The sequence below is a fragment of the Pseudomonas sp. BT76 TE3572 genome, assembly GCF_050435365.1.
Classification (GTDB): Bacteria; Pseudomonadota; Gammaproteobacteria; order Pseudomonadales; family Pseudomonadaceae; genus Aquipseudomonas; species Aquipseudomonas fluorescens_W.
In genome coordinates this window covers 5,630,374-5,654,658 of record NZ_JBNDKE010000001.1, presented here as the reverse complement: position 1 = coordinate 5,654,658, position 24,285 = coordinate 5,630,374, and the positions used below count along the sequence as shown (strand labels likewise).

The 24,285-nt window shown below is 59.9% G+C and carries 22 protein-coding genes, 1 other RNA gene and 1 pseudogene; 4 read left to right on the top strand and 20 right to left on the bottom strand.

The genetic code is table 11. From position 1 onward, the window contains the following. The 18 genes and pseudogenes from lpxC to rsmI form a co-directional block, all read right to left on the bottom strand. Positions 1 to 912, bottom strand: a complete 912-nt coding sequence (gene lpxC, locus ABH912_RS25790; protein ID WP_008147525.1) for a UDP-3-O-acyl-N-acetylglucosamine deacetylase — start codon at positions 910 to 912, stop codon at positions 1 to 3. Between the two features lie 112 nt (positions 913 to 1,024). Further along, positions 1,025 to 2,218, bottom strand: coding sequence for a cell division protein FtsZ (ftsZ, locus tag ABH912_RS25785; protein WP_033061342.1), 1,194 nt, complete (start codon positions 2,216 to 2,218; stop codon positions 1,025 to 1,027). 71 nt (positions 2,219 to 2,289) lie between these two features. After that, the gene (ftsA, locus tag ABH912_RS25780; protein ID WP_128873758.1) at positions 2,290 to 3,549 is read right to left on the bottom strand and encodes a cell division protein FtsA; all 1,260 of its coding nucleotides are present in this window, start codon (positions 3,547 to 3,549) and stop codon (positions 2,290 to 2,292) included. Positions 3,550 to 3,563: 14 nt separating this feature from the next. Further along, on the bottom strand, positions 3,564 to 4,433 hold the full coding sequence (locus tag ABH912_RS25775) for a cell division protein FtsQ/DivIB (RefSeq protein ID WP_046053392.1): 870 nt from the start codon (positions 4,431 to 4,433) through the stop codon (positions 3,564 to 3,566). Between the two features lie 4 nt (positions 4,434 to 4,437). Next, entirely contained in the window at positions 4,438 to 5,394 is a 957-nt protein-coding gene (locus ABH912_RS25770) for a D-alanine--D-alanine ligase (protein WP_429511927.1), read from the bottom strand. Next, entirely contained in the window at positions 5,391 to 6,851 is a 1,461-nt protein-coding gene (murC, locus tag ABH912_RS25765; RefSeq protein WP_046053394.1) for a UDP-N-acetylmuramate--L-alanine ligase, read from the bottom strand. Before murC ends, ABH912_RS25770 begins: the two co-directional genes overlap by 4 nt. Next, positions 6,844 to 7,914, bottom strand: coding sequence for an undecaprenyldiphospho-muramoylpentapeptide beta-N-acetylglucosaminyltransferase (gene murG, locus ABH912_RS25760; protein WP_429511926.1), 1,071 nt, complete (start codon positions 7,912 to 7,914; stop codon positions 6,844 to 6,846). The genes murC and murG overlap by 8 nt, the downstream gene beginning before the upstream one ends. Beyond that, a complete protein-coding gene (gene ftsW, locus ABH912_RS25755) occupies positions 7,904 to 9,121 on the bottom strand; it encodes a putative lipid II flippase FtsW (RefSeq protein WP_033061335.1) in 1,218 nt (405 codons plus the stop codon). The genes murG and ftsW overlap by 11 nt, the downstream gene beginning before the upstream one ends. Continuing rightward, on the bottom strand, positions 9,118 to 10,464 hold the full coding sequence (gene murD, locus ABH912_RS25750) for a UDP-N-acetylmuramoyl-L-alanine--D-glutamate ligase (protein WP_033061334.1): 1,347 nt from the start codon (positions 10,462 to 10,464) through the stop codon (positions 9,118 to 9,120). Before murD ends, ftsW begins: the two co-directional genes overlap by 4 nt. Positions 10,465 to 10,469: 5 nt before the next feature. Then, entirely contained in the window at positions 10,470 to 11,552 is a 1,083-nt protein-coding gene (gene mraY, locus ABH912_RS25745) for a phospho-N-acetylmuramoyl-pentapeptide-transferase (RefSeq protein ID WP_033061333.1), read from the bottom strand. Further along, positions 11,552 to 12,919 (bottom strand): UDP-N-acetylmuramoyl-tripeptide--D-alanyl-D-alanine ligase, encoded by a 1,368-nt coding sequence (locus ABH912_RS25740; protein ID WP_429511925.1) that lies wholly within the window; start codon positions 12,917 to 12,919, stop codon positions 11,552 to 11,554. The genes mraY and ABH912_RS25740 overlap by 1 nt, the downstream gene beginning before the upstream one ends. Next, the gene (locus tag ABH912_RS25735) at positions 12,912 to 14,375 is read right to left on the bottom strand and encodes a UDP-N-acetylmuramoyl-L-alanyl-D-glutamate--2,6-diaminopimelate ligase (RefSeq protein WP_033061331.1); all 1,464 of its coding nucleotides are present in this window, start codon (positions 14,373 to 14,375) and stop codon (positions 12,912 to 12,914) included. Before ABH912_RS25735 ends, ABH912_RS25740 begins: the two co-directional genes overlap by 8 nt. Beyond that, positions 14,375 to 16,114: a peptidoglycan D,D-transpeptidase FtsI family protein gene (locus ABH912_RS25730; protein WP_185753120.1), complete on the bottom strand. Its 1,740-nt coding sequence runs from the start codon at positions 16,112 to 16,114 to the stop codon at positions 14,375 to 14,377. Before ABH912_RS25730 ends, ABH912_RS25735 begins: the two co-directional genes overlap by 1 nt. Further along, positions 16,114 to 16,408: pseudogene (gene ftsL, locus ABH912_RS25725) on the bottom strand (cell division protein FtsL). Before ftsL ends, ABH912_RS25730 begins: the two are co-directional and overlap by 1 nt. Further along, positions 16,405 to 17,352, bottom strand: a complete 948-nt coding sequence (rsmH, locus tag ABH912_RS25720) for a 16S rRNA (cytosine(1402)-N(4))-methyltransferase RsmH (protein WP_008147489.1) — start codon at positions 17,350 to 17,352, stop codon at positions 16,405 to 16,407. Before rsmH ends, ftsL begins: the two are co-directional and overlap by 4 nt. Beyond that, entirely contained in the window at positions 17,349 to 17,804 is a 456-nt protein-coding gene (gene mraZ / locus ABH912_RS25715; RefSeq protein ID WP_033061326.1) for a division/cell wall cluster transcriptional repressor MraZ, read from the bottom strand. The genes rsmH and mraZ overlap by 4 nt, the downstream gene beginning before the upstream one ends. A 355-nt stretch (positions 17,805 to 18,159) precedes the next feature. Continuing rightward, an RNA gene (gene rnpB, locus ABH912_RS25710) (RNase P RNA component class A) lies at positions 18,160 to 18,513 on the bottom strand. Positions 18,514 to 18,588: 75 nt separating this feature from the next. Next, positions 18,589 to 19,494 carry a 16S rRNA (cytidine(1402)-2'-O)-methyltransferase gene (gene rsmI / locus ABH912_RS25705; RefSeq protein ID WP_165353260.1) on the bottom strand — a complete coding sequence of 302 codons (906 nt, stop codon included), beginning with the start codon at positions 19,492 to 19,494 and terminating at the stop codon, positions 18,589 to 18,591. 175 nt (positions 19,495 to 19,669) lie between these two features. On the opposite strand from rsmI, the gene ABH912_RS25700 reads away from it, so the two are divergent. From ABH912_RS25700 to ABH912_RS25685, 4 genes are all read left to right on the top strand, one after another. Next, a complete protein-coding gene (locus ABH912_RS25700; protein WP_033061324.1) occupies positions 19,670 to 21,481 on the top strand; it encodes a penicillin-binding protein activator in 1,812 nt (603 codons plus the stop codon). After that, positions 21,481 to 21,843 (top strand): YraN family protein, encoded by a 363-nt coding sequence (locus tag ABH912_RS25695; RefSeq protein ID WP_019582357.1) that lies wholly within the window; start codon positions 21,481 to 21,483, stop codon positions 21,841 to 21,843. The genes ABH912_RS25700 and ABH912_RS25695 overlap by 1 nt, the downstream gene beginning before the upstream one ends. A 104-nt stretch (positions 21,844 to 21,947) precedes the next feature. Then, complete coding sequence (locus tag ABH912_RS25690; RefSeq protein ID WP_008025961.1) at positions 21,948 to 22,541, top strand: phosphoheptose isomerase; 594 nt, start codon at positions 21,948 to 21,950, stop codon at positions 22,539 to 22,541. Beyond that, entirely contained in the window at positions 22,538 to 23,116 is a 579-nt protein-coding gene (locus ABH912_RS25685; RefSeq protein WP_008147477.1) for a BON domain-containing protein, read from the top strand. Before ABH912_RS25690 ends, ABH912_RS25685 begins: the two co-directional genes overlap by 4 nt. 104 nt (positions 23,117 to 23,220) lie before the next feature. On the opposite strand, the gene ABH912_RS25680 is transcribed toward ABH912_RS25685, so the two are convergent. Both ABH912_RS25680 and ABH912_RS25675 read right to left on the bottom strand, forming a co-directional pair. Beyond that, entirely contained in the window at positions 23,221 to 23,634 is a 414-nt protein-coding gene (locus ABH912_RS25680; protein WP_008155980.1) for a ClpXP protease specificity-enhancing factor, read from the bottom strand. A 16-nt stretch (positions 23,635 to 23,650) separates the two neighbouring features. Then, positions 23,651 to 24,268, bottom strand: a complete 618-nt coding sequence (locus tag ABH912_RS25675) for a glutathione S-transferase N-terminal domain-containing protein (protein ID WP_027922678.1) — start codon at positions 24,266 to 24,268, stop codon at positions 23,651 to 23,653. Between the last annotated feature and the right edge of the window lie 17 nt (positions 24,269 to 24,285).

Here is a 24,285-nt window from a genome sequence, read left to right as displayed (position 1 = left end):
TTACACGGCCGCAACTGGACGCATGTAAGAGATCGGTGCAGTGCTGGCGTCTTCGAAAGTCACGACTTCCCAAGCATCTGTCTGCTCAATCAACTTGCGCAGCAGCTGGTTGTTCAATGCATGTCCGGACTTGAAGCCCTTGAACTCACCAATCAGGCTATTGCCCAGCAGGTAGAGGTCACCAATTGCATCGAGGATCTTGTGCTTCACGAATTCGTCTTCATAGCGAAGGCCGTCTTCGTTCAGTACACCATCCGCGTCGACCACAATAGCGTTTTCAACGCTGCCGCCGAGTGCGAGGTTGTGCTTGCGCAGGTACTCGATATCACTCATGAAACCAAAGGTACGGGCGCGGCTGACTTCTTTTACAAACGAAGTGCTGGAAAAATCCACGCTTGCACTTTGTGTGCGGTTACGGAAAACCGGGTGATCGAAATCGATCTCGAAACTCACCTTGAAGCCTTCGAAAGGGACGAAAGTGGCGCGCTTGTCGCCGTCTTCCACTGTCACTTCCCGCAGGATCCGGATGAACTTCTTCGGTGCGTCCTGTTCTTCCAGGCCGGCCGATTGAATCAGGAATACGAAAGGTCCAGCGCTACCATCCATGATCGGAACTTCAGACGCGGAGAGCTCGACGTAGGCGTTATCGATGCCCAGGCCAGCCATGGCCGAGAGCAAGTGCTCCACCGTATCCACTTTGGTGTCACCACTGACCAATGTGGTCGACATCGTGGTTTCACCAACGTTTTCCGCGCGGGCAGGAATCTGCACCACAGGGTCGAGATCGGCACGAACAAACACAATGCCGGTGTCGATAGGTGCGGGCTTGAGGGTCAGGTATACCTTTTCCCCGGAGTGCAGGCCTACACCTGTAGCACGGATAATATTTTTCAGTGTGCGTTGTTTAATCATGGCTTGGGCCGCTTCAGCGCAAATTGCGAACTGGTATCAACAAAGGCTGGCGATGATAGCAGACCAGACCTTTGCTGAACACCAATCACCTTCATAGCCCTGATACATTCCATTAATCGGCCTGACGACGCAGGAAAGCCGGGATGTCCAGGTAATCCAGATCATCTTGCGGATTCATCTTCGCGGCAGTCGCAGCACCGGCCTGAGCCTGGTTGCGCATGACGGTCGGACGGTCCAGGTCACGGTAGTTTACTGCAGGCGCTTCCTGACGCGAAGGCGCTTGTTGCTGCGGCTGCGATGCCACGGACGTGTGCATGGTGTTGTCGATAACCTTCACAGGCTTCTCGATTTTCGCGCCCAGACCGGTGGCAACCACGGTCACGTGCAGTTCGTCGCGCATGTCCGGATCGATAACGGTACCGACCTTGACCATCGCGTGTTCGGAAGCGAAGGCTTCGATGATGCTACCCACGTCGGAGTACTCACCCAGGGACAGGTCAGGACCGGCGGTGATGTTCACCAGGATGCCGCGTGCACCTTGCAGGTTCACGTCTTCCAGCAACGGGTTGCGAATGGCCGCTTCGGTGGCCTCACGTGCACGGTTCGGACCGCTGGCGCAGCCAGTGCCCATCATCGCCATGCCCATTTCGCTCATCACGGTCCGTACGTCGGCAAAGTCGACGTTGATCATGCCCGGACGCTTGATGATGTCGGAGATACCGCGAACGGCACCGGCCAGTACATCGTCGGCCTTGGCGAATGCGGACAGCAGGCTTGCGTCCTTGCCAAGGATGGTCAGCAGCTTCTCGTTGGGAATGGTGATCAACGAGTCGACGCTTTCAGACAGCAGACGGATACCTTCGTCGGCGATCTGCATGCGCTTGCGGCCTTCGAACGGGAACGGACGAGTCACCACCGCAACGGTGAGAATCCCCATTTCCTTGGCCACTTCAGCAATGATCGGCGCAGCACCGGTACCGGTACCACCGCCCATGCCAGTGGTGATGAACACCATGTTAGTGCCCTGCAGGACTTCGGCAATGCGCTCACGGTCTTCGAGAGCGGCCTGACGACCTACTTCAGGGTTGGCGCCAGCGCCGAGACCTTTGGTCACGCCGGTGCCCAGTTGCAGGATGGTCCGCGCGCCGATGCTTTTCAGCGCTTGGGCATCAGTGTTGGCGCAGATGAATTCAACGCCTTCAATGTTGCTCTTGACCATGTGGTTGACGGCGTTGCCGCCGCCTCCGCCAACACCGATAACTTTAATAACCGGGCTTGCGGGGATGTTGTCTACGAGTTCGAACATTTTCCCTCTCCTTTACATTCTCTAGTTTTTTCGCCTACTGCCTGTATCTACAACGGTGCTGCGGTAAATCTTTAGAAGTTGCCTTGTACCCAGCTCTTGAAGCGATCGAGCAAGGCGACTTTCGGTTCTTCATTGCTGTAGCTGTCGCGGCTGCTGATGCCCGAGAACGAAATCCCGTCGGACTGCTTTTGCAGGCCGTACATCAACAGGCCAACGCCAGTGGAATAAATCGGGTTACGGACCACGTCGTCCAGGCCCTTGACGCCATGCGGCACGCCCAGGCGGACCGGCATGTGGAAGATTTCTTCAGCCAGTTCGACCGCGCCTTCCATCTTCGACGTACCACCGGTCAGCACGATGCCGGCCGGGATCAGGTCTTCGTAGCCACTGCGACGCAGTTCGGCCTGGATCAGCGTGAACAGCTCGTCGTAACGCGGCTCGACCACTTCGGCCAGGGCCTGACGGGACAGCTCGCGCGGTGGACGGTCGCCAACGCTTGGGACCTTGATGGTTTCACCGGCACCGGCCAGTTTGGCCAGGGCGCAGGCATAGCGAATCTTGATTTCTTCGGCGTACTGGGTCGGAGTGCGCAACGCCATCGCGATGTCGTTGGTCACCTGATCGCCCGCAATCGGGATCACTGCGGTGTGACGGATCGCGCCTTCGGTGAAGATCGCGATGTCGGTGGTGCCGCCACCGATGTCCACCAGGCACACGCCCAGCTCTTTCTCGTCGTCGGTCAGGACCGAGTAGGCCGAAGCCAGTTGCTCGAGAATGATGTCGTCGATTTCCAGGCCGCAGCGACGCACGCATTTTTCAATGTTCTGTGCGGCGTTGACGGCGCAGGTGACCACGTGAACCTTGGCTTCCAGACGTACGCCCGACATGCCCAGAGGCTCGCGAACGCCTTCCTGGTTATCGATCACGTAATCCTGCGGCAGGGTGTGCAGCACGCGCTGGTCCGCCGGGATCGCTACAGCCTGGGCGGCGTCGAGCACACGCTCGAGGTCGGCGGCGCTGACTTCGCGATCACGAATCGCCACGATGCCGTGAGAGTTCAGGCTGCGGATATGATTGCCAGCCACGCCGACGAATGCCGAGTGAATGCGGCAACCAGCCATCAGCTGCGCCTCTTCGATCGCGCGCTGGATCGATTGCACGGTGGACTCAATGTTCACCACCACGCCTTTCTTCAGGCCACGGGACGGATGGGTACCGATCCCGACGATTTCCAGCGTGCCGTCGTCCGAGACCTCGCCGACCAGCGCCACCACCTTGGAGGTGCCGATATCGAGACCGACGATCATTTTGCCGCTTTGCACGTTTGCCATGGTCCTGCCTCTTCTCAATTCTTCGCGACAGCGGGTTGGGCTGCCGTGGGCGCTACAGGTTCCCGCCAGCCAACAGCGAGGCCGTTGGCATAGCGCAGATCGATGCGCGCAATGTTCGTAATCTGTTCTTTAAGCGTCTTGTCATAGATGGCAATGAAGCGGCGCATCTTTTCCAGCAGGTTGCCGCGTCCCAGCAACAGTTCGATTCCCGGGCCTGCGCTGCCGGCGCCGGTGGTCAGGAACCAGCTGCCTCGTTCACGCAACTCCAGGCGCGCAATCGAGAAGCCCAACGGCCTGAGCATCTGGCTCAGCACCTGGTATTGCTGCATCACTTGTTGTTGGGCCCGTTGTGGGCCGAACAGCTGTGGCAAGTGTTCGTAGTTCGCCAGCTCTCGCGGGGTGAACGCCTGACCCTGGTTGTTCAACAGCGACTCATCGCCCCAACGGGCTACCGGCAGCTGCTCTTCCAGACGGATCACTACTTGATCCGGCCACACCCGACGCACTTCGGCGTGGGCAATCCATGGCATCGTTTCAAGCTCGGTGCGCATGCTCTCCAGGTCGATGGTGAAGAAGCTCGACGCCACGTACGGGGCGATCCGCTGCTGCACCGCTTGCTGGCTGATGTAACTCAAGTCGCCCTGCACGTTGATCTTGGTGATCGGCCGGTCGGCGTACGGCAGCAAACGCTGTGCGCCTTCGTAAGTACCGAAACCCAGTGCGACCAACAGCACCGGCCAGAACAGGCTTTTCAGAAAACCAAAATTGGCTTTCGGCAGGCGCGCAGACATCGGCTCTTTGGCCACCATTCGGCTGGCACCCCGCGGTACCGGCTTGCGGCCGGGTGGTGCGGAGGGCTGATGTCTCAGCTGTGCGCCTTGCATGGTCTTAACCTCGCGGCTCGATACTTGCGGCCAGAATCGCCAGAACCAGTTGCTGGAAATCCAGACCGGCAGCACGAGCTGCCATCGGCACCAGACTGTGATCGGTCATGCCCGGTGCGGTATTGACTTCCAGGAACCAGAACTGCCCGTCGGCGTCCTGCATCACGTCAGCCCTGCCCCAACCGGCGATACCCAGCGCCTCACAGGCTTTCGCCGTGAGGTCCATCAGTTCTTTTTCTTTGCTGCTGTCCAGGCCACACGGAATCCGGTACTGGGTGTCGGAAGCCACGTACTTGGCGTTGTAGTCGTAGAAACTGTGCGTCGTGCCCAGGGCGATTGGTGGCAACACCTGGTCACGCAGGGTGGCGATGGTGAACTCCGGACCTTGAATCCATTGCTCGACCAACACTTGCGAATCGTAGGTACTGGCCGCTTTCCACGCGTCGATCAACTCCGACGCGGAGGTCACTTTGGCCATCCCGATACTTGAACCTTCATGGGCCGGTTTGACGATCAAAGGGAAGCCCAGTTCCGTCGCCGCCGAAATACAATCGGCCTCGGAGCTCAGCACGGCATGGCGTGGCGTCGGAATACCGAGGCTGTGCCAGACCTGTTTGGTTCGCAGCTTGTCCATGGCCAGCGCGGAAGCAAGAATGCCGCTGCCGGTGTACGGAATACCCAGGCATTCCAGCAGGCCCTGCATGCTGCCGTCTTCACCGCCACGACCGTGGAGAATGATGAAGGCGCGATCGATTTTTTCGTTCAGCAGACGCTGCAAAAGATCATCGCCCACGTCGAGACCAAACGCGTCCACACCGGCGCTTAGCAGCGCGTCGAGAACCGCGTTACCCGACTTCAGGGAAACCTCACGCTCGGCACTCTTGCCGCCGAAGAGCACGGCGACGCGGCCGAAATCTTTCGGCGCGATAGTGGAGACGAGGTTGGCGTAAGCAGCAGTCATTTCAACTTCCCCACACTCGGCGCAGCAACGGCGCCTGCGAACAACGGACTTTTCAACAGTTTCGGTGCGAGACCGCCGATGTCACCGGCGCCCTGGCACAGCAGGATGTCGCCAGCACGCAGCAGCGGCTTGACGATGGGCGCGAGGTCAACACCGCGCTCGATGTAGATCGGGTCGAGCTGGCCGCGCTGACGGATGCTGTTGCACAGCTTGCGGCTGTCGGCGCCCGGGATCGGTTCTTCACCGGCCGGGTAGACTTCCATCAGCAGCAGGACGTTGGCGTCGGCCAATACATTGACGAAATCGTCGTACAGGTCGCGGGTGCGGCTGTAACGATGCGGCTGGTAGACCATCACCAGACGGCGTTCCGGCCAGCCACCGCGCACGGCTTTGATCACCGCGGCGACTTCGGTCGGGTGGTGACCGTAATCGTCGACCAGCATCACGTTGCCGCCTTCTACCGGCAGTTCGCCGTAGACCTGGAAGCGTCGGCCGACACCCTGGAACCCGGACAGGCCCTGGACGATGGCTTCATCGCTGACGCCCTCGTCAGTGGCGATGCAGATGGTGGCCAGCGCGTTCAACACGTTGTGATTGCCCGGCATGTTCACCGAAACATCCAGCGGATCGCGATCAGGACGCAGCACGGTGAAGAAGGTCTGCATGCCCTGCTGACGCACATTGATTGCGCGCACGTCGCAGTCGTCGCCGAAGCCATAAGTGACGGCCGGGCGTTTCACCTGCGGCAGGATTTCACGCACTACCGGATCGTCCAGGCACACCACCGCCAGACCGTAGAACGGCAGGTTGTGCAGGAACTCGACGAAGGTTTTCTTCAGTTTATTGAAGTCACCGTCGTAGGTCGCCATGTGGTCGGCGTCGATGTTGGTGACCACAGCCACCAGCGGCTGCAAGTGCAGGAAACTGGCGTCGCTTTCGTCAGCTTCAGCGATCAGGTAACGGCTGGTGCCAAGCTGGGCATTGGTGCCCGCGGCATTCAGACGGCCACCGATCACGAATGTCGGGTCCAGGCCACCGGCGGCAAACACCGAAGCGATCAGGCTGGTGGTGGTGGTTTTGCCATGGGTACCGGCGACGGCAATGCCGTGGCGGTAGCGCATCAGCTCAGCCAGCATTTCAGCGCGAGGCACCACCGGAATTCGGCGTTCCAGGGCAGTGGCGACTTCCGGGTTGGACGTGTTCACGGCACTGGAGGTGACCAGTACATCGGCGGTCGCGGCGTTCTCGGCGCGGTGGCCGATAAAGATCTGGGCGCCGAAGGACTCGAGACGCTCGGTCACCGGCGAAGCTTTCAGGTCGGAACCGGACACTTCATAGCCCAGGTTCAACAACACTTCGGCAATACCGCACATGCCCACGCCGCCGATACCGACGAAGTGGATGCGACGGATGCGGCGCATTTCCGGTTGCGGCATGGCTTTCTGATTCTCAACCATGGGCCACCTCCAGGCAGGTATCGACCACGTTACGGGTTGCATCGGGTTTGGCCAGGCGGCGTGCCGCGGTAGCCATGTCGGTGAGTCGTTGTGGTTGCATCAGGACCTCTGTCAGGCGTGCGGCAAGATCCGCTGCGCCAGTCGTTCTTTGCGGCAACAGGAAGGCAGCGCCTTCACGGGCCAAATAATCGGCGTTGCGGGTCTGGTGATCGTCGATCGCGTGGGGCAAAGGCACCAGCATCGAGGGCAGACCGGCGGCGGCCAGTTCACTGATGGTCAACGCGCCTGCGCGGCACACCACCAGGTCGGCCCAGCCATAGGCTTGGGCCATGTCTTTGATGAAAGGCTGCACTTGCGCCTCGACGCCAGCCGCGCGATAGCGCTCTGCAGTCACTTCATCGTGGTTTTTGCCGGCCTGATGAAACACTTCCGGGCGCAGGTCGGGGGCGACTTGCGACAGGGCTTCAGGCAGCAACTTGTTCAACGGTTCTGCGCCCAGGCTTCCACCCAGGATCAGCAAACGCGCCTTGCGACCGGCCAGAGCCTGTCGCGGTGTTTCGAGGAACAGCTCGGTGCGCACCGGGTTACCGGTGGTCCGACGGCTGCCCGACAGGGTAAAGGTGTCGGGGAACGCTTCACAGACTCGGGCGGCCAACGGCACCAGCAACCGATTGGCGGTACCCGCCACGGCGTTCTGTTCGTGAACGATCACCGGCACACCGGCCAGTTTGGCTGCAACGCCACCAGGACCGGTCACATAACCACCAAAGCCGACGACACACACCGGCCGCAGCTGACGAATGATCGCCCGCGCCTGCCAGATCGACTTGAGCAACATGAACGGCGCCTTGAGCAGGGACAATTTGCCCTTGCCACGCAATCCGCTGGCATTGATCCGATGCAGTTCAATGCCGGCCATCGGCACCAGGTCGTTCTCGATGCCTCGCGGCGTTCCGAGCCAATGCACGGTGTAACCGCGGGCCTGGAATTCGCGAGCACACGCCAGCGCCGGGAACACGTGGCCACCGGTGCCGCCCGCCATGATCAATACGTTAGCGCCCATGGGTCGGCTCCTCGGCGAAGTCGCTCTCATGGAACTCCATCTCTTCGCTGCCCAAGTGGGTTCGACTCTCCCATTCGATGCGCAGCAACAAGCCCAGACACCCACCGCAGATCACCAACGAGCTGCCGCCGTAACTGAGGAACGGCAGGGTCAGGCCTTTGGTCGGCAACAGACCGACGTTCACCCCGATGTTGATCAGGAACTGGCCGATCCACAGGAACGACAGGCCGTACGCGATGTACGCGGCGAAGAATTGCTTGGCCTTCTCGGCCCAATAACCGATGTACATGCCACGAACGCAAACGAACACGAACAGCGCAACCGTACACAAGGAGCCCACGGCACCCAGTTCTTCGGCCAGTACCGAGAACACGAAGTCGGTGTGGGCTTCCGGCAGATAGAACTGTTTCTGCACGCTGTTGCCCAGGCCGACGCCGAGCCATTCGCCGCGACCAAAAGCAATCAAGGCTTGCGACAACTGGTAGCCGGCACCGAACTGGTCGGCCCACGGATCCGCAAAGTTGGTCAGACGCGCCATTCGATAGGGCTGCACTTGAATCAGCAACACCACCGCTGCGACCGCCAGCACCACCATCAAGGAAAACCGGAACAGCCCGACCCCGCCAAGGAACAGCATCGCCGCAGCGGCGCCCATCATCACGACGGTGGCGCCGAAGTCCGGTTCCATCAGCAACAGGCCTGCCATTGGCAGCAGAACAATGAACGGCTTGAAGAAGCCCATCCAGCTTTCACGTACTTCTTTCTGACGGCGCACCAGATAACCGGCGAGGTAAATCACCACGAACACCTTGGCGATTTCGGAAGGCTGGACGTTAAAGAAGCTGAAACCGATCCAGCGCATCGAACCGTTCACTTCCCGGCCGATCCCCGGAATGATCACCATCACCAGCAAACCGAACGCACCAATCAACATCAGCCAGCCCAGGCGTTGCCAGGTGGCAATTGGAATCATCATGGTGACGATGCAAGCACCCAAGCCCAGCACGATGTAGATAAGGTGGCGAATCATGTAATACAGGGCGCTGCCCGACTGCACGGCCCCCACTTCGGTCGAGGCCGATGCAATCATGACCAGGCCCAGACCGATCAATGCCAGGCAACCGGCGAGCATCGGGAAGTCGAGGTCGATACCACGCCCGGTGATCAACGGCGACGGATACGGCTTGATGATGTTCATCAGGCTCATGCCAGATCCTCCACTGCGCGGACGAACTGGTGACCACGGTCTTCGTAATTCTTGAACATGTCGAAACTGGCGCAGGCCGGCGACAGCAGCACCACATCGCCCGGTTGCGCAGCGGCGCGGCATTGCTCAACCGCTTCAACCAGCGAACCGACCCGGATCAACGGCACTGCGTCGCCGATGGCTTCGCCAATCTTGTCGGAGTCGCGGCCCATCAAAATGACGGCGCGGCAGTTGGCGGCTACCGGATCACGCAGGTCCTTGAACTCGGCGCCCTTGCCATCGCCGCCAGCGATCAACACGACTTTGCCGTCGATGTCCGCGCCCAGGCCTTCGATCGCTGCCAGTGCGGCGCCAACATTGGTGGCTTTGGAATCGTTGTAGTAACCCACGCCGTCCAGGTCACGGACCCACTGGCAACGATGCTCAAGCCCGGCGAAGGTACGCAGGCTCGAGAGCATGGCATCGAACGGCAAGCCGACCGCGTGGCCCAGCGCCAATGCCGCCAAGGCGTTGGACTGGTTGTGGGCGCCGCGAATTTTCAACTCGCGCACCGGCATCAGGTTCTGGAATTCGAAGGCCAGGTACTTCTCGCCGTCTTCTTCGCGGATACCGAATGCCTTGAAATCAGGTTTGCTCAAACCGAAGGTCCAGCATGGCTGACCTTCGCCAATCAGCGGACGGCTCAGGGCATCCTGACGGTTGACCACAAACTGCCTGGCGCCCCGGAAGATCCGGTGCTTGGCCAGGTGATAGGCCGGCAGACCGCTGTAGCGGTCCATGTGGTCTTCGCTGACATTGAGCACGGTCGCCACTTCGGCGTTGAGTTGATCGGTGGTTTCGAGCTGGAAGCTCGACAGTTCCATCACGTACAGCTCGACGTCGTCGCTGAGCAGGTCCAGCGCCGGTGTGCCGAGGTTGCCGCCAACGGCGACGCGCTTGCCGGCCGCCGCAGCCATCTCGCCGACCAGTGTGGTGACGGTGCTTTTCGCGTTGGAACCGCTGATGGCGACAATCGGCGCCTTCGCGTTACGCGCGAACAGCTCGATGTCGCCGGACAATTTCACGCCACGGGCGGCGGCAGCCTGCAGGGCCGGGGTCGCCAGCGCCAAGCCGGGGCTCACGTAGAGCTCGTCGGCGCGGCACAGGAATTCGACGTCCAGCTCGCCACAACGCACTTCCACGTGCGGATAGTCACGCTTGAGCGTGGCCAGTTCCGGTGGATTTTCCCGCGTATCGGCGACAGCAAACGACGTGCCCCGGTTCGCCAGGAAGCGAACCAGGGACATGCCGCTCTTGCCGAGGCCGACAACGATGCGGAAGTGGTCAGAAGCGATCAGAGACACTCGTTCTACCTCAGCTTCAGGGTGGCAAGGCCAACCAGCACGAGAATCACGGTGATGATCCAGAAACGGACGATCACGCGTGGCTCGGGCCAGCCCTTGAGTTCAAAGTGGTGGTGTATCGGTGCCATGCGGAACACACGGCGACCGGTGAGCTTAAAGGACGCAACCTGAATGACGACTGACAGGGTTTCCATCACGAACACACCGCCCATGATGAACAGGACGATTTCCTGACGGACGATCACCGCGATGGTGCCCAGTGCCGCGCCCAGCGCCAGTGCGCCGACGTCGCCCATGAACACCTGGGCCGGATACGTGTTGAACCAGAGGAACCCGAGGCCCGCGCCGATCAAGGCGCCGCAGAACACAATCAACTCGCCTGCGCCCGGTACATACGGGATCAGCAGGTATTCAGCGAATTTCACGTTACCCGACAGGTAGCAGAAGATCCCCAACCCGCCGCCGACCATGACGGTGGGCATGATCGCCAGACCGTCGAGGCCGTCGGTCAGGTTGACCGCGTTGCTCGAGCCAACGATCACGAAGTAGGTCAGGACGACGAAGCCTATACCCAGCGGAATGCTGTGGTCCTTGAGCATCGGCAGGATCAGGGTGGTTTCCACCGGTGTCGCTGCGGTCATATAAAGGAAGATCGCCGCGCCCAGGCCGAACACCGATTGCCAGAAGTACTTCCAGCGACTCGGCAAGCCACGGGAGTTCTTCTCGATCACTTTGCGGTAATCGTCGACCCAGCCGATCGCGCCAAACAACAAGGTCACCAGCAGAACGGTCCAGACATAACGGTTGGTCAGGTCAGCCCAAAGCAATGTGCTGACGCCAATGGACGACAGGATCAGCGCGCCGCCCATGGTCGGGGTGCCCGACTTGGACAGGTGCGATTGCGGACCGTCGTTACGAACGGATTGACCGATCTGACGGTTCTGTAAAGTGCGGATCATCCACGGGCCATAGCACAGCGACAAAACCAACGCGGTCAGCACACCGAGAATCCCACGCAGGGTCAGGTACTGAAAGACCGCGAAGCCTTTGTAGAACTGTTGCAGATACTCCGCTAGCAGCAGCAGCATTAATGTTTCTCCAGGCTGGTCCCGCACAAAGCGGCGACGATGTTTTCCATCGCAGCGCTGCGCGAGCCCTTGATCAAAATGGTGGTGTTTGTGTCTTGCTCGGCGCCGAGGGCCTTGATCAGTTCAGCCTGAGTGCTGAAGTGATAGGCCTGCTCGCCGAAAGCGTTCACGGCGTGAGCCATCATTGGCCCGACAGCGTAAAGCGCGGAAACCTTGCCGCGGGCGTACGCGCCCACATCGCGGTGCCCCTGCTCCGCCCATTCGCCCAACTCGCCGATATCCCCGAGCACCAGAACGGTGCGACCGGAAAAGCCGGCGAGTATATCAACGGCGGCGCACATGGAGGTGGGGTTCGCGTTGTAGGTGTCATCGATGACGCGCATGCCATTGCTGGCCAGTTGCGCGACTGTGCGGCCCTTGACCGGTTGTACTGCGCCGAGACCTGTGGCGATGCCGAACAGCGACACGCCCAGCGCATGGGCAGCAGCGGCGGCGGCCATCGCATTGGCAACGTTATGGGTGCCGAGCAGGTTCAGTTGAACGCGCTCCATACCTTCAGGAGTGTGCAGGTTGAAGGCCGGGCAACCGCGAGCGTCACGGTCCAGATCGCTGGCGTAGAAATCGGCGCTGACATTACTCAAGGCGAAGGTCAGCACTTTGCGACCGGCAGCGCGGGTCTTCCAGATGTCGAACGCCTTGTCGTCAAGATTGAGAACGGCGACGCCATCGGCATCCAGCCCTTCAATAATCTCGCCCTTGGCTTCGACGATTTTTTCCGGCCCGCCGAACTCGCCGACGTGGGCGGTCCCGGCGTTGTTGAGCACGGCCACATGAGGCTTGGTCATGCCGACGGTGTAGGCAATTTCGCCGAGACGCGAAGCACCCAGTTCAATCACCGCAGCGGTATGTTCCGGTGCGAGTTCGAGCAGGGTCAGCGGAACGCCGAGATCATTGTTCAGGTTGCCACGGGTCGCCAACACCGGACCGCGCGTGCGCAGGATGCTGGCGAGCATTTCCTTGACCGTGGTCTTGCCGCTGGAACCGGTGATGGCCGCAACCGGGTGGGTATAAGCAGCACGGTTCAGCGCGCCCAATTGACCGAGAGCCTGACGAGTATCTTTCACCAGCAATTGCGGCAGCGTGCTGTCGGCGACTTCGCGCTCGACCAACGCGGCTACGGCGCCTTTTGCGGCGACGTCATTGAGGTAGTCATGACCATCGAAGCGCGGGCCGGTCAGGGCAATAAAGAGCTGGCCTGGCTTGATCGCGCGGCTGTCGATGCTGACGCCGTCGAAGCTGGCATCGGCAGTGACCAAACGGGCATTCAGCGCGCCGGTCAGTTCGCTCAGTTTCAAGGCTTTAAGCATGGGCCACCTCCCACGCGGTCAAGGCGTGATCGGCCTCGACCAGATCGGAGAACGCGTGACGCTGGCCGTTGATTTCCTGATAGTCCTCGTGACCTTTACCGGCCAGGACAATCACGTCATCCGCCGAAGCGCTGGCGATCAATTGGGCAATCGCCTGGCCACGGCCAGCGACGAAGGTAACTTTATCCACAGCGGTAAAACCGGCGCGGATGTCGTCGAAGATCACTGCCGGATCTTCGGTGCGCGGGTTGTCATCGGTCACCAGCACGCCGTCAGCCAGACGCTCGACCACTTCAGCCATGAGCGGACGTTTGCCGCGATCGCGATCACCACCGCAACCGAACAGGCACAGCAAACGGCCTTTGGCGTGAGGACGCAGGGCCATCAAGACTTTTTCCAGCGCATCCGGGGTGTGGGCGTAATCGACCACCACCAGCGGCTGAGTACCGCCGCCGAGGCGCTGCATGCGTCCGGCCGGGCCTTCGAGTTTCGGCAGGACCTTGAGAATTTCGTCCAGCGCGTAGTCCAGCCCCAGCAAGGCGCCGACCGCGGCCAGTACGTTGCTCAGGTTGAAACGACCGAGCAAGGTGCTGCGCAAGTGATGCTCACCCTGCGGCGTGACCAGCGTGGCGCGCACGCCTTCGTCATCAAACTGCGCTTCACGGCAATAGAGGTAGGCGCTGGCATCTTCCAGGCTGTAGGTGATCAGGCGCGATTCGAGTTTGTCCGCAGCCAGTTGGCGGCCGAACTCGTCGTCGAGGTTGACCACCCGGCATTTCAAATCATTCCAGGCAAACAGCTTGGCCTTGGCTTCGCCGTAGGCTTGCATGGTGCCGTGGTAATCCAGGTGATCGCGGGACAGGTTGGTCATCACCGCCACATCGAACGCCAGCGCGGTCACGCGGCCCTGATCCAGACCGTGGGAAGAAACTTCCATGGCGACCGCTTTGGCGCCGGCCTTTTTCAGGTCAGCGAGGGTCGCTTGCACGGCGATCGGGTTCGGCGTGGTGTGCAAGCCGCTTTCGAGCGCGCCGTAAAAACCGGTGCCCAATGTGCCGACGATGCCGCAGTGCTGGCCGAGCAAATCCAAGGCTTGCGCAACCAACTGCGTCACGCTGGTTTTGCCGTTGGTGCCGGTCACGCCGATCAGGTTCAGGTGACGACTAGGGTCACCGTAAAAACGCCCGGCGATGTCCGACAACTGCGCCGCCAGGCCTTTGACTGGAATCATCGGCACATCGGTAATCGGCAATACGGTCGCGCCTTCGACTTCATACGCCACAGCGGCAGCGCCGCGTTGCAGGGCGTCGGCGATGTGCGCGCGGCCGTCGAACTTGCCGCCAGGAACGGCGAGAAACAGATCGCCAGCCCGCACGTTGCGGCTGTCCAGGGTCAGTTCGCGGATCAACAGATCGCGGCCGGCGTGGGCGAAAATCTTGTTCAGACTCAGAGACATCAGCCTCGCCCTCCATTGGCTTTCAGCGGAACGACCGGTGCTGCGTTCGCTTGTTGAGTAGGTGGCAGGTTGTCCGGGGTGATGTTCATCAGGCGCAAGGTCCCGGACATCACTTTGCTGAACACCGGCGCCGATACCAGACCACCGAAGTAACCGGCTTTGGTCGGCTCATCGATCACCACCACGATGGCGTAGCGCGGATCGTTCATCGGGCCGAAACCGGCGAACAGCGAGCGGTAGGAATTCTCGGCATAGCCTTTGGTGCCGACCGACGTTTTACGCGCGGTGCCCGACTTGCCGCCCACGTGATACGCCGGCACTTGCGCACGGAATACACCGCGCGGCGCTTCGATCACTTGTTGCAGCATGGTTTGCATGGTTTTCGCGACAGCTTCCGGCAATACCTGTGTGGTTTGCGGCGCCTTGTCGGTTTTGATCAGGGTCAGCGGCGCGAGGCGACCATTGTTGGCCAGGGCCGAGAAGGCGTGGACCAACTGGATCGCGGTCACCGAGATACCGTAGCCGTACGACAGCGTGGCGGTTTCAGCCTTGCGCCATTCGCGGTAGTTCGGCAGGTTGCCGACGCGCTCGCCCGGGAAGCCCAGGCCGGTGTCCTGGCCGAGGCCGACTTTTTGCGCCAGACGGAAAATCGTTTCGCCGCCGATATCGAAGGCGACCTTACTCATGCCGACGTTACTGGAGTTGATCAGGATGCCAGTCAGGTCGAGCACCGGACCTTCGCTCTTGGAGACGTCCTTGATGGTGTATTTACCAATCTGCAAGGTGCCCGGATAAACCTCGACGGTATCGGTCGGCTTCCAGCGCCCGGTTTCAATCGCGGCGCTCATGGAAATCGCTTTCATGGTCGAACCCGGTTCGAACACGTCGATCATCGCGCGGTTACGCATCATCGCCGGTTGCAGGTTGCGACGGTTGTTCGGGTTGTAGGTCGGCTGGTTGACCATGGCGAGGATCTCGCCGCTCTTCACGTCCATGATCACCAGGCTGCCGGCCTTGGCGCCGTTCTCGATGATCGCGTTACGCAGTTCACGGTTGGCCAGGTATTGCAGACGCAGATCAATGGACAACGCCAAGGGCTTTCCGGCCTTGGCGTTTTTGGTGACCTGAACATCCTTGATAAGTCGGCCACGCCGATCCTTGATCACCTGTCGCTTGCCGGGGACCCCAGCCAGCCATTCGTCGTAGGCCAGCTCGACGCCTTCACGACCGTGGTCATCGATGTCGGTAAAACCGACCATATGGGCAGTGACTTCACCGGCCGGGTAGAAACGACGAAATTCTTCGATGCCATAAACGCCCGGCACTTTCAGATCGAGCACGGACTGGCCCTGCTCGGGGGTCAGCCCGCGCACCAGGTAAATGAATTCTTTGTTGGCCTGGGCTTCAAGACGTTCGGCCAGGGCTTTCGGGTCCTGCCCCAGGGCAGCCGCCAATGCAGGCCACTTCTCTTTGGCCGTTTGCATTTCCTTGGCATTGGCCCAAAGAGTGGTGACTGGGGTACTCACAGCCAAAGGCTCGCCGTTACGGTCGGTGATCAGACCACGGTGAGCCGGAATCGGAATATGACGGACACTGCGCGCATCGCCCTGACCTTTAAGAAAGGCACGGTCGACGACCTGCAGATCGATAATGCGCCAGGCAATCGCAACGACCATGACGCCGAGCAAACCCAGCACCAGGCGGAACCGCCATGGAAAGAGTGCGCCCTCGAGTTTCATCATGGCGCCACCATCTGCACTTCAGCGGCGCCAGGAATGCGCGATCTTCAGTTGCTCGGTCGCCAGGACTTCGATACGGCTGTGGGCAGTCCAGGTGCTCTGTTCGAGAATCAAACGGCCCCATTCCGCTTGCGCCTTGTCGCGCACGCTCAGCTCGTTGTACAACGAGTTCAACAGTTGACGGTTCCAGTGGGCGCTGTAGGAAACGCCGATGGCCGACACGAGCACGCCAATAAACAGCAGCAGCATGAAAAAGCTTCCGCCGGGAAGTGGCTTGGCGAAAAGCTTGCTCACCGCAGCTTCTCCGCGACGCGCATGACGGCGCTACGGGAGCGTGGGTTGGCTTTGAGTTCGGCCTCGGAGGCGGACTGCGCTTTGCCATGGATTTTGATAATGGGTTCGAAGGCGACGTGACGGACCGGCAGGTTGCGCGGCAGGTTGTCGGCTTCGCCTTTCACCAGTTTGCGCATGAACAGTTTGACGATACGGTCTTCCAGCGAGTGGAAGCTGATGACGACCAGACGGCCGCCGACTTCCAGGCATTCCAGCGCGGCTTCGAGGCCGGCTTCCAGATCACCCAGTTCGTTGTTGACGTGAATACGCAAGCCCTGGAACGCACGGGTCGCCGGGTTTTTGCCCTTTTCCCATGCAGGGTTGGCGACTTTCAGGACTTCAGCCAGATCGGCAGTGCGCTCGAACGGCTTGATGTCGCGACGCTCGGCCACGGCACGGGCCATGCGGCCGGAGAAACGTTCTTCGCCGTATTGCTTGAACACCCGGGCGATTTCTTCCACGGGGGCGGTGTTGACGAATTCGGCGGCGCTGATCCCGCGGGAAGGATCCATGCGCATGTCCAGCGGGCCATCATTGAGGAAACTGAAGCCGCGCTCAGGGTCGTCGAGCTGCGGCGAGGACACGCCGAGGTCGAGCAAAACGCCGCTGACCTTGCCAGCCAGACCCCGTTCGGCGACTTCCGAACCGAGCTCGGCGAAGCTGCGCTGCACAACGACAAAGCGGCCGTCTTCGGCCGCTAGCGTTTGCCCGGTGGCAATCGCTTGAGGATCCTTGTCGAATCCAAGTACCCGACCATCGGGGCCGAGCTGGCTGAGGATCAATCGACTGTGTCCGCCACGCCCGAACGTACCGTCCAGATAGCAGCCATCAGGACGTACGGCGAGAGCCTCCACGGCTTCGTCAAGCAGTACGGTGATGTGGTTAAAGCCGCTATCAATAGTCACAGGATCAAATCACGCAGTTCATCAGGCAGGGCGCCCGGTTGTTGAATGGCAGCCAGGTCAGCGGCAGAAACCGCATCCCAGGCATCCTCGTCCCACAATTGGAACTTGTTCAGTTGGCCTACCAACATCGCGCGCTTATCCAACTTGGCATATTCACGAAGACGCGGCGGAACCAGAAAACGACCACTGCCATCGAGCTCGAGGTCGACGGCATTACCGATCAGTAAACGTTGCAGGCGGCGGCTCTCTTCGCTAAACGAAGGGAGTGTGCGCAGTTTGGTTTCAATAATTTCCCACTCATCGAGGGGGTAAACACACAAACACGGATCAACGGCATCAATTGTGACGATTAACTGCCCGGAACTACGCGAAACGAGCTCGTCACGGTACCGGCTCGGCATAGCGAGACGGCCCTTTGCGTCGAGACTGATAGCGTTAGCTCCGCGAAACACGACAGCGTTTCTCCAAATATTAGCGTTTTGAGTTCAAAAAACCCACTTCATGCCACTTTCCGCCACTTGTGCACACTATAGGAATGCGGCCACCGCACCGTCAAGGCGCGGATTAAAGGAAAACCCTTACAGAACTGAGATTTAGGAGCGTATTAGGAGGGGTAAGGAGAATCAGACGTGTCATCCAGCTCAATAACTTGAACCAGCACTGATGGCTGCGCTCGAAAGTTAAAGTAATTTATTAAGAGTAAGATTTTTTCGGTATTACGAAAGTGCTTCTGCGACGATTGTGTAAGGAGGGAAATTGCCATCACCAGCGCCCTGCTCAATGATTTAAGCAGAGGGTAGAAAAAAGGTGGAGAGTCGATCTGTAAGCCGGGTTCTGTCTTGAACAGTCATTCGTCTACGATGGCCATCACTGGACATCTTTAGCAACCTACCCGGTCCCAGCGCGGGCCACGCCTTGGGACCCTATTTGGTCTTGCTCCAAGTGGGGTTTACCTAGCCACGAACTGTTGCCAGTCGCGCGGTGCGCTCTTACCGCACCTTTTCACCCTTACCGGCGCCGAAGCGCTTAGGCGGTTATTTTCTGTGGCACTTTCCGTAGGCTCACGCCTCCCAGGCATTACCTGGCACTTCGCCCTATGGAGCCCGGACTTTCCTCCCCCCCCTAATTCTCATAGAGGGCAGCGACTGTCCGATCGACTCTCCGCTGCGAAGATTAACGGCAGAGCGGCCGAAGGACAAGCGCTAAACGCCTTGGGCTGCGCCTGTACGTCGGTTTTCACTCGCCCTTCTGTTTATCCAGCGCGACCTGATAAAGCACATTCTTGCGCTCGCCGGTAATTTGCGCCGCCAACGCTGCGGCTCGCTTGAGCGGCATTTCTTCAAGCAACAGATTCAGAATGCGCATCGCTTCACTGCTGACGGCGTCCTCGGTCTCGGGGGCAGACCAACCCGCCACCAACACCACGCATTCACCGCGCTGCTGATTGCTGTCTGACTCGACGAACTCGCGCAACTCGGCCAGTGGCAAGCCTTTAAGGGTTTCAAAGGTTTTAGTGATTTCACGGGCCAGCAAAGCCGGGCGCTCCCCACCGAACACCAGCTCCATGTCTTGCAGACATTCAAGGATGCGGTGTGGCGCCTCATAAAAAATCAGCGTGCGCGGTTCTTCCTTTACCAACTCAAGACGGGCGCGCCGACCGACAGCCTTGGCCGGCAGGAAGCCTTCGAAGATGAAACGGTCCGACGGCAACCCCGCCGCCGACAACGCCGCGATCAATGCGCAGGCACCCGGAACCGGCACCACATTGATACCCGCAGCACGAGCCTGACGCACGAGGTGATAACCCGGATCGGAAATCAACGGCGTGCCGGCATCGGAAATCAGCGCCACATCGTCACCGGCGAGCAAGCGAGTGATAAAGCGGCTACCTTCATCCCGCTCATTGTGTTCATGACAGGCTGCCAGCGGTGTAGGAATACCGAAATGTTGCATCAATCGCTGAGAGTGACGGGTATCTTCGGCAGCGATCAAGGCGACCTCTCGCAGGATTTTCAGCGCACGCGCACTGATATCGTCCAGGTTGCCGATGGGCGTCGCCACCACATAAAGCGAGCCAGCAGCGGAATTCAAAGCACCTGGAGCAGTCAAAGCGCACACCTCATGATCGGTAAAAGCCGCCATTGTAGCGCGTCACGACGTTCGCGATCGCGCAAGCAACCCACGGTTTTGCGCCCTTTTGTGCAGTGCCGCAACATTTGCACGAGCTAAATTGATCGATTCACACCAGTAACATCGCGCCCCGGCCAGTGCTTGGGTACAATTCCACGCTAATTTGATCGAGTATCAGGAACACTACATGATCGCTTGCCTGCGGCTGTTCACTGCCCTCTGCCTCGCTGCCTTGCTGGCGGCTTGCGCCAGCTCGCCCTCCTCCAGCCTTGGCGAACTTCCACGCACCCCGGACGCCAGTATCGAGCAGTTGCTCGCACAGGCCGCTCAAAGCAAAGACCCGGAAAAAGCCTCCCTGTTGCGCCTGAGCGCGGCAGACCTGGCCTATCGTCAAGGGAATGCCGGCCAGTCCGCGCAAATCCTGCAACAAGTCCCCGTCGAAACACTCAAGCCTGGCCAACAGGTTTTCGCCAGCACCCTGGCGGCTGAACTGGCCATGGTTCGCAATCAGCCCAAAGCGGCGCTGACTGCCTTGAGTCATCCGAGCCTGCAACGCCTGAGCGAACTGCCGGTCGAGCAACAGGTTCGCACCGGCACCGTCCATGCCCGCGCCCTTGAAGCCGATGGCCAGACGCTGGCTGCCGCACGGGAACGCATCTTTATTGCGCCAATGCTCGAAGGTGAAGCGGCAAGCAAAAACCACGAAGCGATCTGGACCCTGATCGCCTCGCTGCCGACCGATCAATTGCAGCCGAGCGCCACCGACGACCTCGGCGGCTGGATGGGCCTGGCGCTGGCGGTGAAAACTGCCGGCACCCTGGAACAGCAGCAAGCCGCGATCGACAACTGGCGCGCACAGAACCCAAAGCACCCGGCCGCCATTCAATTGCCGTTGCCACTGACCAAGCTCAAGGACCTGGCCAGCCAGCCCCTGAGCAAAATCGCCCTGCTGTTGCCACAAGACGGCCCGCTGGCGTCGGTCGGCAAAGCACTGCGCGAAGGTTTCATGGCTGCTCACTACCAGGCCCAACAAGCCGGGCAGAAGCCGCCAGCCATCGAGTTCTATGACAGCTCGAAACTCACTTCGATGGACGAGTTCTACCGCAAGGCTCAGGCCGATGGCGTGCAACTGGTCGTAGGCCCGCTGGAGAAACCGCTGGTCAAACAGCTCAGCGCTCGCCCGCAACTGCCGATCACCACCCTGGCGCTGAATTACAGCGAAGGCGAACAGGGCCCAGCCCAACTGTTCCAGTTTGGTCTGGCTGCTGAAGACGAAGCTCGTGAAGTCTCGCGTCGCGCTCGCGCCGATGGCCTGCATCGCGCAGCCATCATGGTGCCGAAAGGCGAATGGGGCGATCGCGTGCTGAGAGCGTTCAGCCAGGATTGGCAGGCTAACGGTGGCAGCATCGTCGCTACCGAACGTGTCGACCAACCGGTTCAACTGGCCCAGCAGATTGCCGACATGTTCCAGCTGCGTCAGAGCGAAGGTCGTGCCAAGAGCCTGCAAAGCACCGTTGGCGGGCAGGTAGCTGCCCAGCCTTCGCGTCGCCAGGACATCGAGTTCATCTTCCTGGCTGCAACGCCTCAGCAAGCCCAGCAGATCAAGCCAACCCTGAACTTCCAGTACGCCGGCGACGTGCCGGTTTACGCCACCTCCCACGTGTTCAGCGCCAGCGGTGATGTGAATCAGTACAACGACATGAACGGCATCCGCTTCTGCGAAACCCCATGGTTGCTGGAGGCCAACGACCCACTGCGCAAACAAGTGACCGCACAATGGCCACAAGCTGCTGGCAGCCTGGGTCGTCTGTACGCGATGGGCGTTGACGCCTATCGCCTGGCACCACGCCTGGGTCAACTCAAGGCTCTGCCGGACAGCCGCATCGAAGGTCAATCGGGCAGCCTGGGCATGACCGCTAACCAACGAGTTGTGCGTCAGTTGCCGTGGGCACAGTTCGTGAGTGGTCAGGTTCAACGCCTGCCGGACACCGCACGCTGATGCCCGACAGGTCACGCCAGCAAAGCGGTAAAGATGCCGAGCGCCATGCGCTCGAGCATCTTCAACAACAGGGTCTGCGCCTGCTGGCGCAGAACTGGTTGTGTAAACGCGGTGAGCTTGATCTGGTCATGCTTGATGGCGATACAGTAGTATTCGTTGAAGTCCGCTACAGAAAAAACACTCAATGGGGTGGCGCGCTCGATAGCATTGATGAGCGCAAACGGCAGAAGCTGATATTTGCCGCGCAGTATTTTCTTCAGCGCGAGTCGCGCTGGGCCAATTCCCCTTGCCGTTTCGACGTGGTTGCCATCGACAGCAACCTCGATCAGTTGAATTGGTTGCAAAATGCCTTCGACAGCTGATCGCGAGCACCTCGAGCCGGACACTTTCACCCAACACTTTTGCTCTTTGCTTTGCGGGCTGCACATTCATGTGCCGAGTAGCCGCGCTAATTAAGGTCACACAGATGGACATGCAATCCCGAATTCGCCAGCTTTTTCAGGCCAGTATCGATACCAAGCAAATGGCGATGGACGTACTTGCACCGCACATCGAGCAAGCCAGCCAGGTGATGGTCAACGCCCTGCTCAACGAAGGCAAAATGCTGTCCTGCGGCAACGGCGGCTCTGCCGGTGATGCCCAGCACTTCTCGTCCGAGCTGCTCAACCGTTTCGAGCGCGAGCGTCCGAGCCTGCCAGCCATCGCGCTGACCACCGACAGCTCGACGATCACCTCGATCGCCAACGACTACAGCTACAACGAAATCTTCTCCAAACAGATCCGCGCCCTCGGCCAGCCGGGGGACGTATTGCTGGCGATTTCCACCAGCGGCAACTCGGCAAACATTATTCAAGCGATCCAGGCCGCACATGACCGCGAAATGATTGTCGTAGCATTGACCGGTCGCGATGGCGGCGGCATGGCGTCGCTGCTATTGCCTGAGGACGTCGAGATTCGCGTACCGGCCAACGTCACCGCACGTATTCAGGAAGTCCACCTGCTGGCGATCCATTGCCTTTGCGATTTGATCGACAGCCAACTGTTCGGGAGTGAAGAATGACCCCTAATCGCCTAGGCCTTCTGGCCTTGACCCTGTGCCTCGGCATCAGCGGCTGCACCTCGGTGGTAAACGCCAGCCGTGAAGCACCGATTGAAGATGACCGCGGCACCCGCACCTTCGGCAGCAAGATCGACGACTCTCTGATCGACACCAAGGTTGGCGTGAACATCGCCAAGGCCGATCCAGCGCTGGATAACGACTCGCACATCGTCGTCACCAGCTTCAATGGCGTCGTTCTGCTTGCCGGGCAAACCCCGCGCGCAGACCTCAAGGCCAAAGCCGAACAGGCCGCTGCAGCTGTTCAGCGGGTGAAGACAGTCCACAACGAACTGCAAGTCCTGCCACCTTCCGGCTTCCTTGCCCGGCAGAACGACACCTGGCTGACCTCCAAGATCAAGACCCAGATGCTCACCGACCCGAACATTCCGGGCTCGCGCATCAAGGTTGTCACCGAGAACGGCATCGTCTACCTGCTGGGTCTGCTGACCAAACAGGAAGCTGCCCAAGCGACCAACCTGGTGCAAGGCGTTTCCGGTGTGCAGAAGATTGTGAAGTTGTTTGAGTACATTGACTGATCCTGCAGGAGCACTGCTTGCGATGGTGTCCTTGAGACCGCCATCGCGAGCAGGCTCACTCCTACAGTAATAAAAAAGGCGATCCTTTCGGATCGCCTTTTTTATTACTTCACCACCTTCAAACTCGGTCGACCGCTGGGACGCGGCGGCTCGCTGTCGGGTGGCGGAATATCGTCATCCGGCTCGATCTCTTCCTCGTCTTCCATAGGCGATTCCAGATCGAACACCATGCCCTGACCGTTCTCCCGGGCGTAAATGCCCAGGATCGACGCGATAGGCACGTACAGGGTGTGCGGTACGCCACCGAAGCGCCCTTCGAAGCTGACCGCTTCGTTGTCCATGTGCAGATGACGCACGGCTGCCGGCGATACGTTCAGGACAATCTGTCCGTCACTGGCAAAACCCTGAGGCACCTGCACCGACGGATACTCGGAATTGACCAGCATGTGCGGGGTGCAATCGTTGTCCACAATCCACTCGTAGAGCGCGCGGACCAGATAAGGTCGACTGGAGTTCATAGCGGCTCCTTAAGCCTTAGCGCATATCGCGTTCGACACCAGACAGACTCGCCTGGAAAGCCTCACGCGCAAACGAGCGCTCCATGTAATCAAGCAGCGGCTTGGCAGGCCGCGGCAGTTCTATACCCAGGATCGGCAATCGCCAGAGTATTGGTAGTAGGCAGCAATCCACCAGGCTTTGTTCCTCACTGAGGAAAAACGGCTTGTCGGCGAACAACGGCGACACACCAGTCAGGCTTTCGCGCAGCTCTTTACGAGCCACAACACGGGCTGCTTCCTTGGTCTTCGAATCCAGGATCAGATCCACCAGACCACACCAGTCACGCTGAATACGATGAATCAGCAGACGGCTGTTGGCACGCGCCACTGGATAAACCGGCAGCAAAGGCGGGTGCGGGTAACGCTCATCCAGATATTCCATCACCACGGTCGACTCCCACAACGCCAGGTCACGATCGACCAGGGTGGGCAAGCTGCCGTAAGGGTTCACTTCAATCAGTTTAGGCGGCTGGCGACCAGCTTCCACGTAAATGATCTCGGCGCTGACACCCTTCTCTGCAAGTACGATACGCACTCGGTGGGAATAGTGGTCGGCGGGGTCGGAGTAACAGGCCAACCGATTGGTCACGCCCATGGCGGTCCTCCTCGCTT

Coding starts and splice junctions, on each gene's coding strand:
- lpxC (WP_008147525.1), bottom strand. CDS start 912: ATGATTAAACAACGCACACTGAAAAATATTATCCGTGCTACAGGTGTA.
- ftsZ (WP_033061342.1), bottom strand. CDS start 2,218: ATGTTCGAACTCGTAGACAACATCCCCGCAAGCCCGGTTATTAAAGTT.
- ftsA (WP_128873758.1), bottom strand. CDS start 3,549: ATGGCAAACGTGCAAAGCGGCAAAATGATCGTCGGTCTCGATATCGGC.
- ABH912_RS25775 (WP_046053392.1), bottom strand. CDS start 4,433: ATGCAAGGCGCACAGCTGAGACATCAGCCCTCCGCACCACCCGGCCGC.
- ABH912_RS25770 (WP_429511927.1), bottom strand. CDS start 5,394: ATGACTGCTGCTTACGCCAACCTCGTCTCCACTATCGCGCCGAAAGAT.
- murC (WP_046053394.1), bottom strand. CDS start 6,851: ATGGTTGAGAATCAGAAAGCCATGCCGCAACCGGAAATGCGCCGCATC.
- murG (WP_429511926.1), bottom strand. CDS start 7,914: ATGGGCGCTAACGTATTGATCATGGCGGGCGGCACCGGTGGCCACGTG.
- ftsW (WP_033061335.1), bottom strand. CDS start 9,121: ATGAGCCTGATGAACATCATCAAGCCGTATCCGTCGCCGTTGATCACC.
- mraY (WP_033061333.1), bottom strand. CDS start 11,552: ATGCTGCTGCTGCTAGCGGAGTATCTGCAACAGTTCTACAAAGGCTTC.
- ABH912_RS25740 (WP_429511925.1), bottom strand. CDS start 12,919: ATGCTTAAAGCCTTGAAACTGAGCGAACTGACCGGCGCGCTGAATGCC.
- ABH912_RS25735 (WP_033061331.1), bottom strand. CDS start 14,375: ATGTCTCTGAGTCTGAACAAGATTTTCGCCCACGCCGGCCGCGATCTG.
- ABH912_RS25730 (WP_185753120.1), bottom strand. CDS start 16,114: ATGAAACTCGAGGGCGCACTCTTTCCATGGCGGTTCCGCCTGGTGCTG.
- rsmI (WP_165353260.1), bottom strand. CDS start 19,494: ATGGCGGCTTTTACCGATCATGAGGTGTGCGCTTTGACTGCTCCAGGT.
- ABH912_RS25700 (WP_033061324.1), top strand. CDS start 19,670: ATGATCGCTTGCCTGCGGCTGTTCACTGCCCTCTGCCTCGCTGCCTTG.
- ABH912_RS25695 (WP_019582357.1), top strand. CDS start 21,481: ATGCCCGACAGGTCACGCCAGCAAAGCGGTAAAGATGCCGAGCGCCAT.
- ABH912_RS25690 (WP_008025961.1), top strand. CDS start 21,948: ATGGACATGCAATCCCGAATTCGCCAGCTTTTTCAGGCCAGTATCGAT.
- ABH912_RS25685 (WP_008147477.1), top strand. CDS start 22,538: ATGACCCCTAATCGCCTAGGCCTTCTGGCCTTGACCCTGTGCCTCGGC.
- ABH912_RS25680 (WP_008155980.1), bottom strand. CDS start 23,634: ATGAACTCCAGTCGACCTTATCTGGTCCGCGCGCTCTACGAGTGGATT.
- ABH912_RS25675 (WP_027922678.1), bottom strand. CDS start 24,268: ATGGGCGTGACCAATCGGTTGGCCTGTTACTCCGACCCCGCCGACCAC.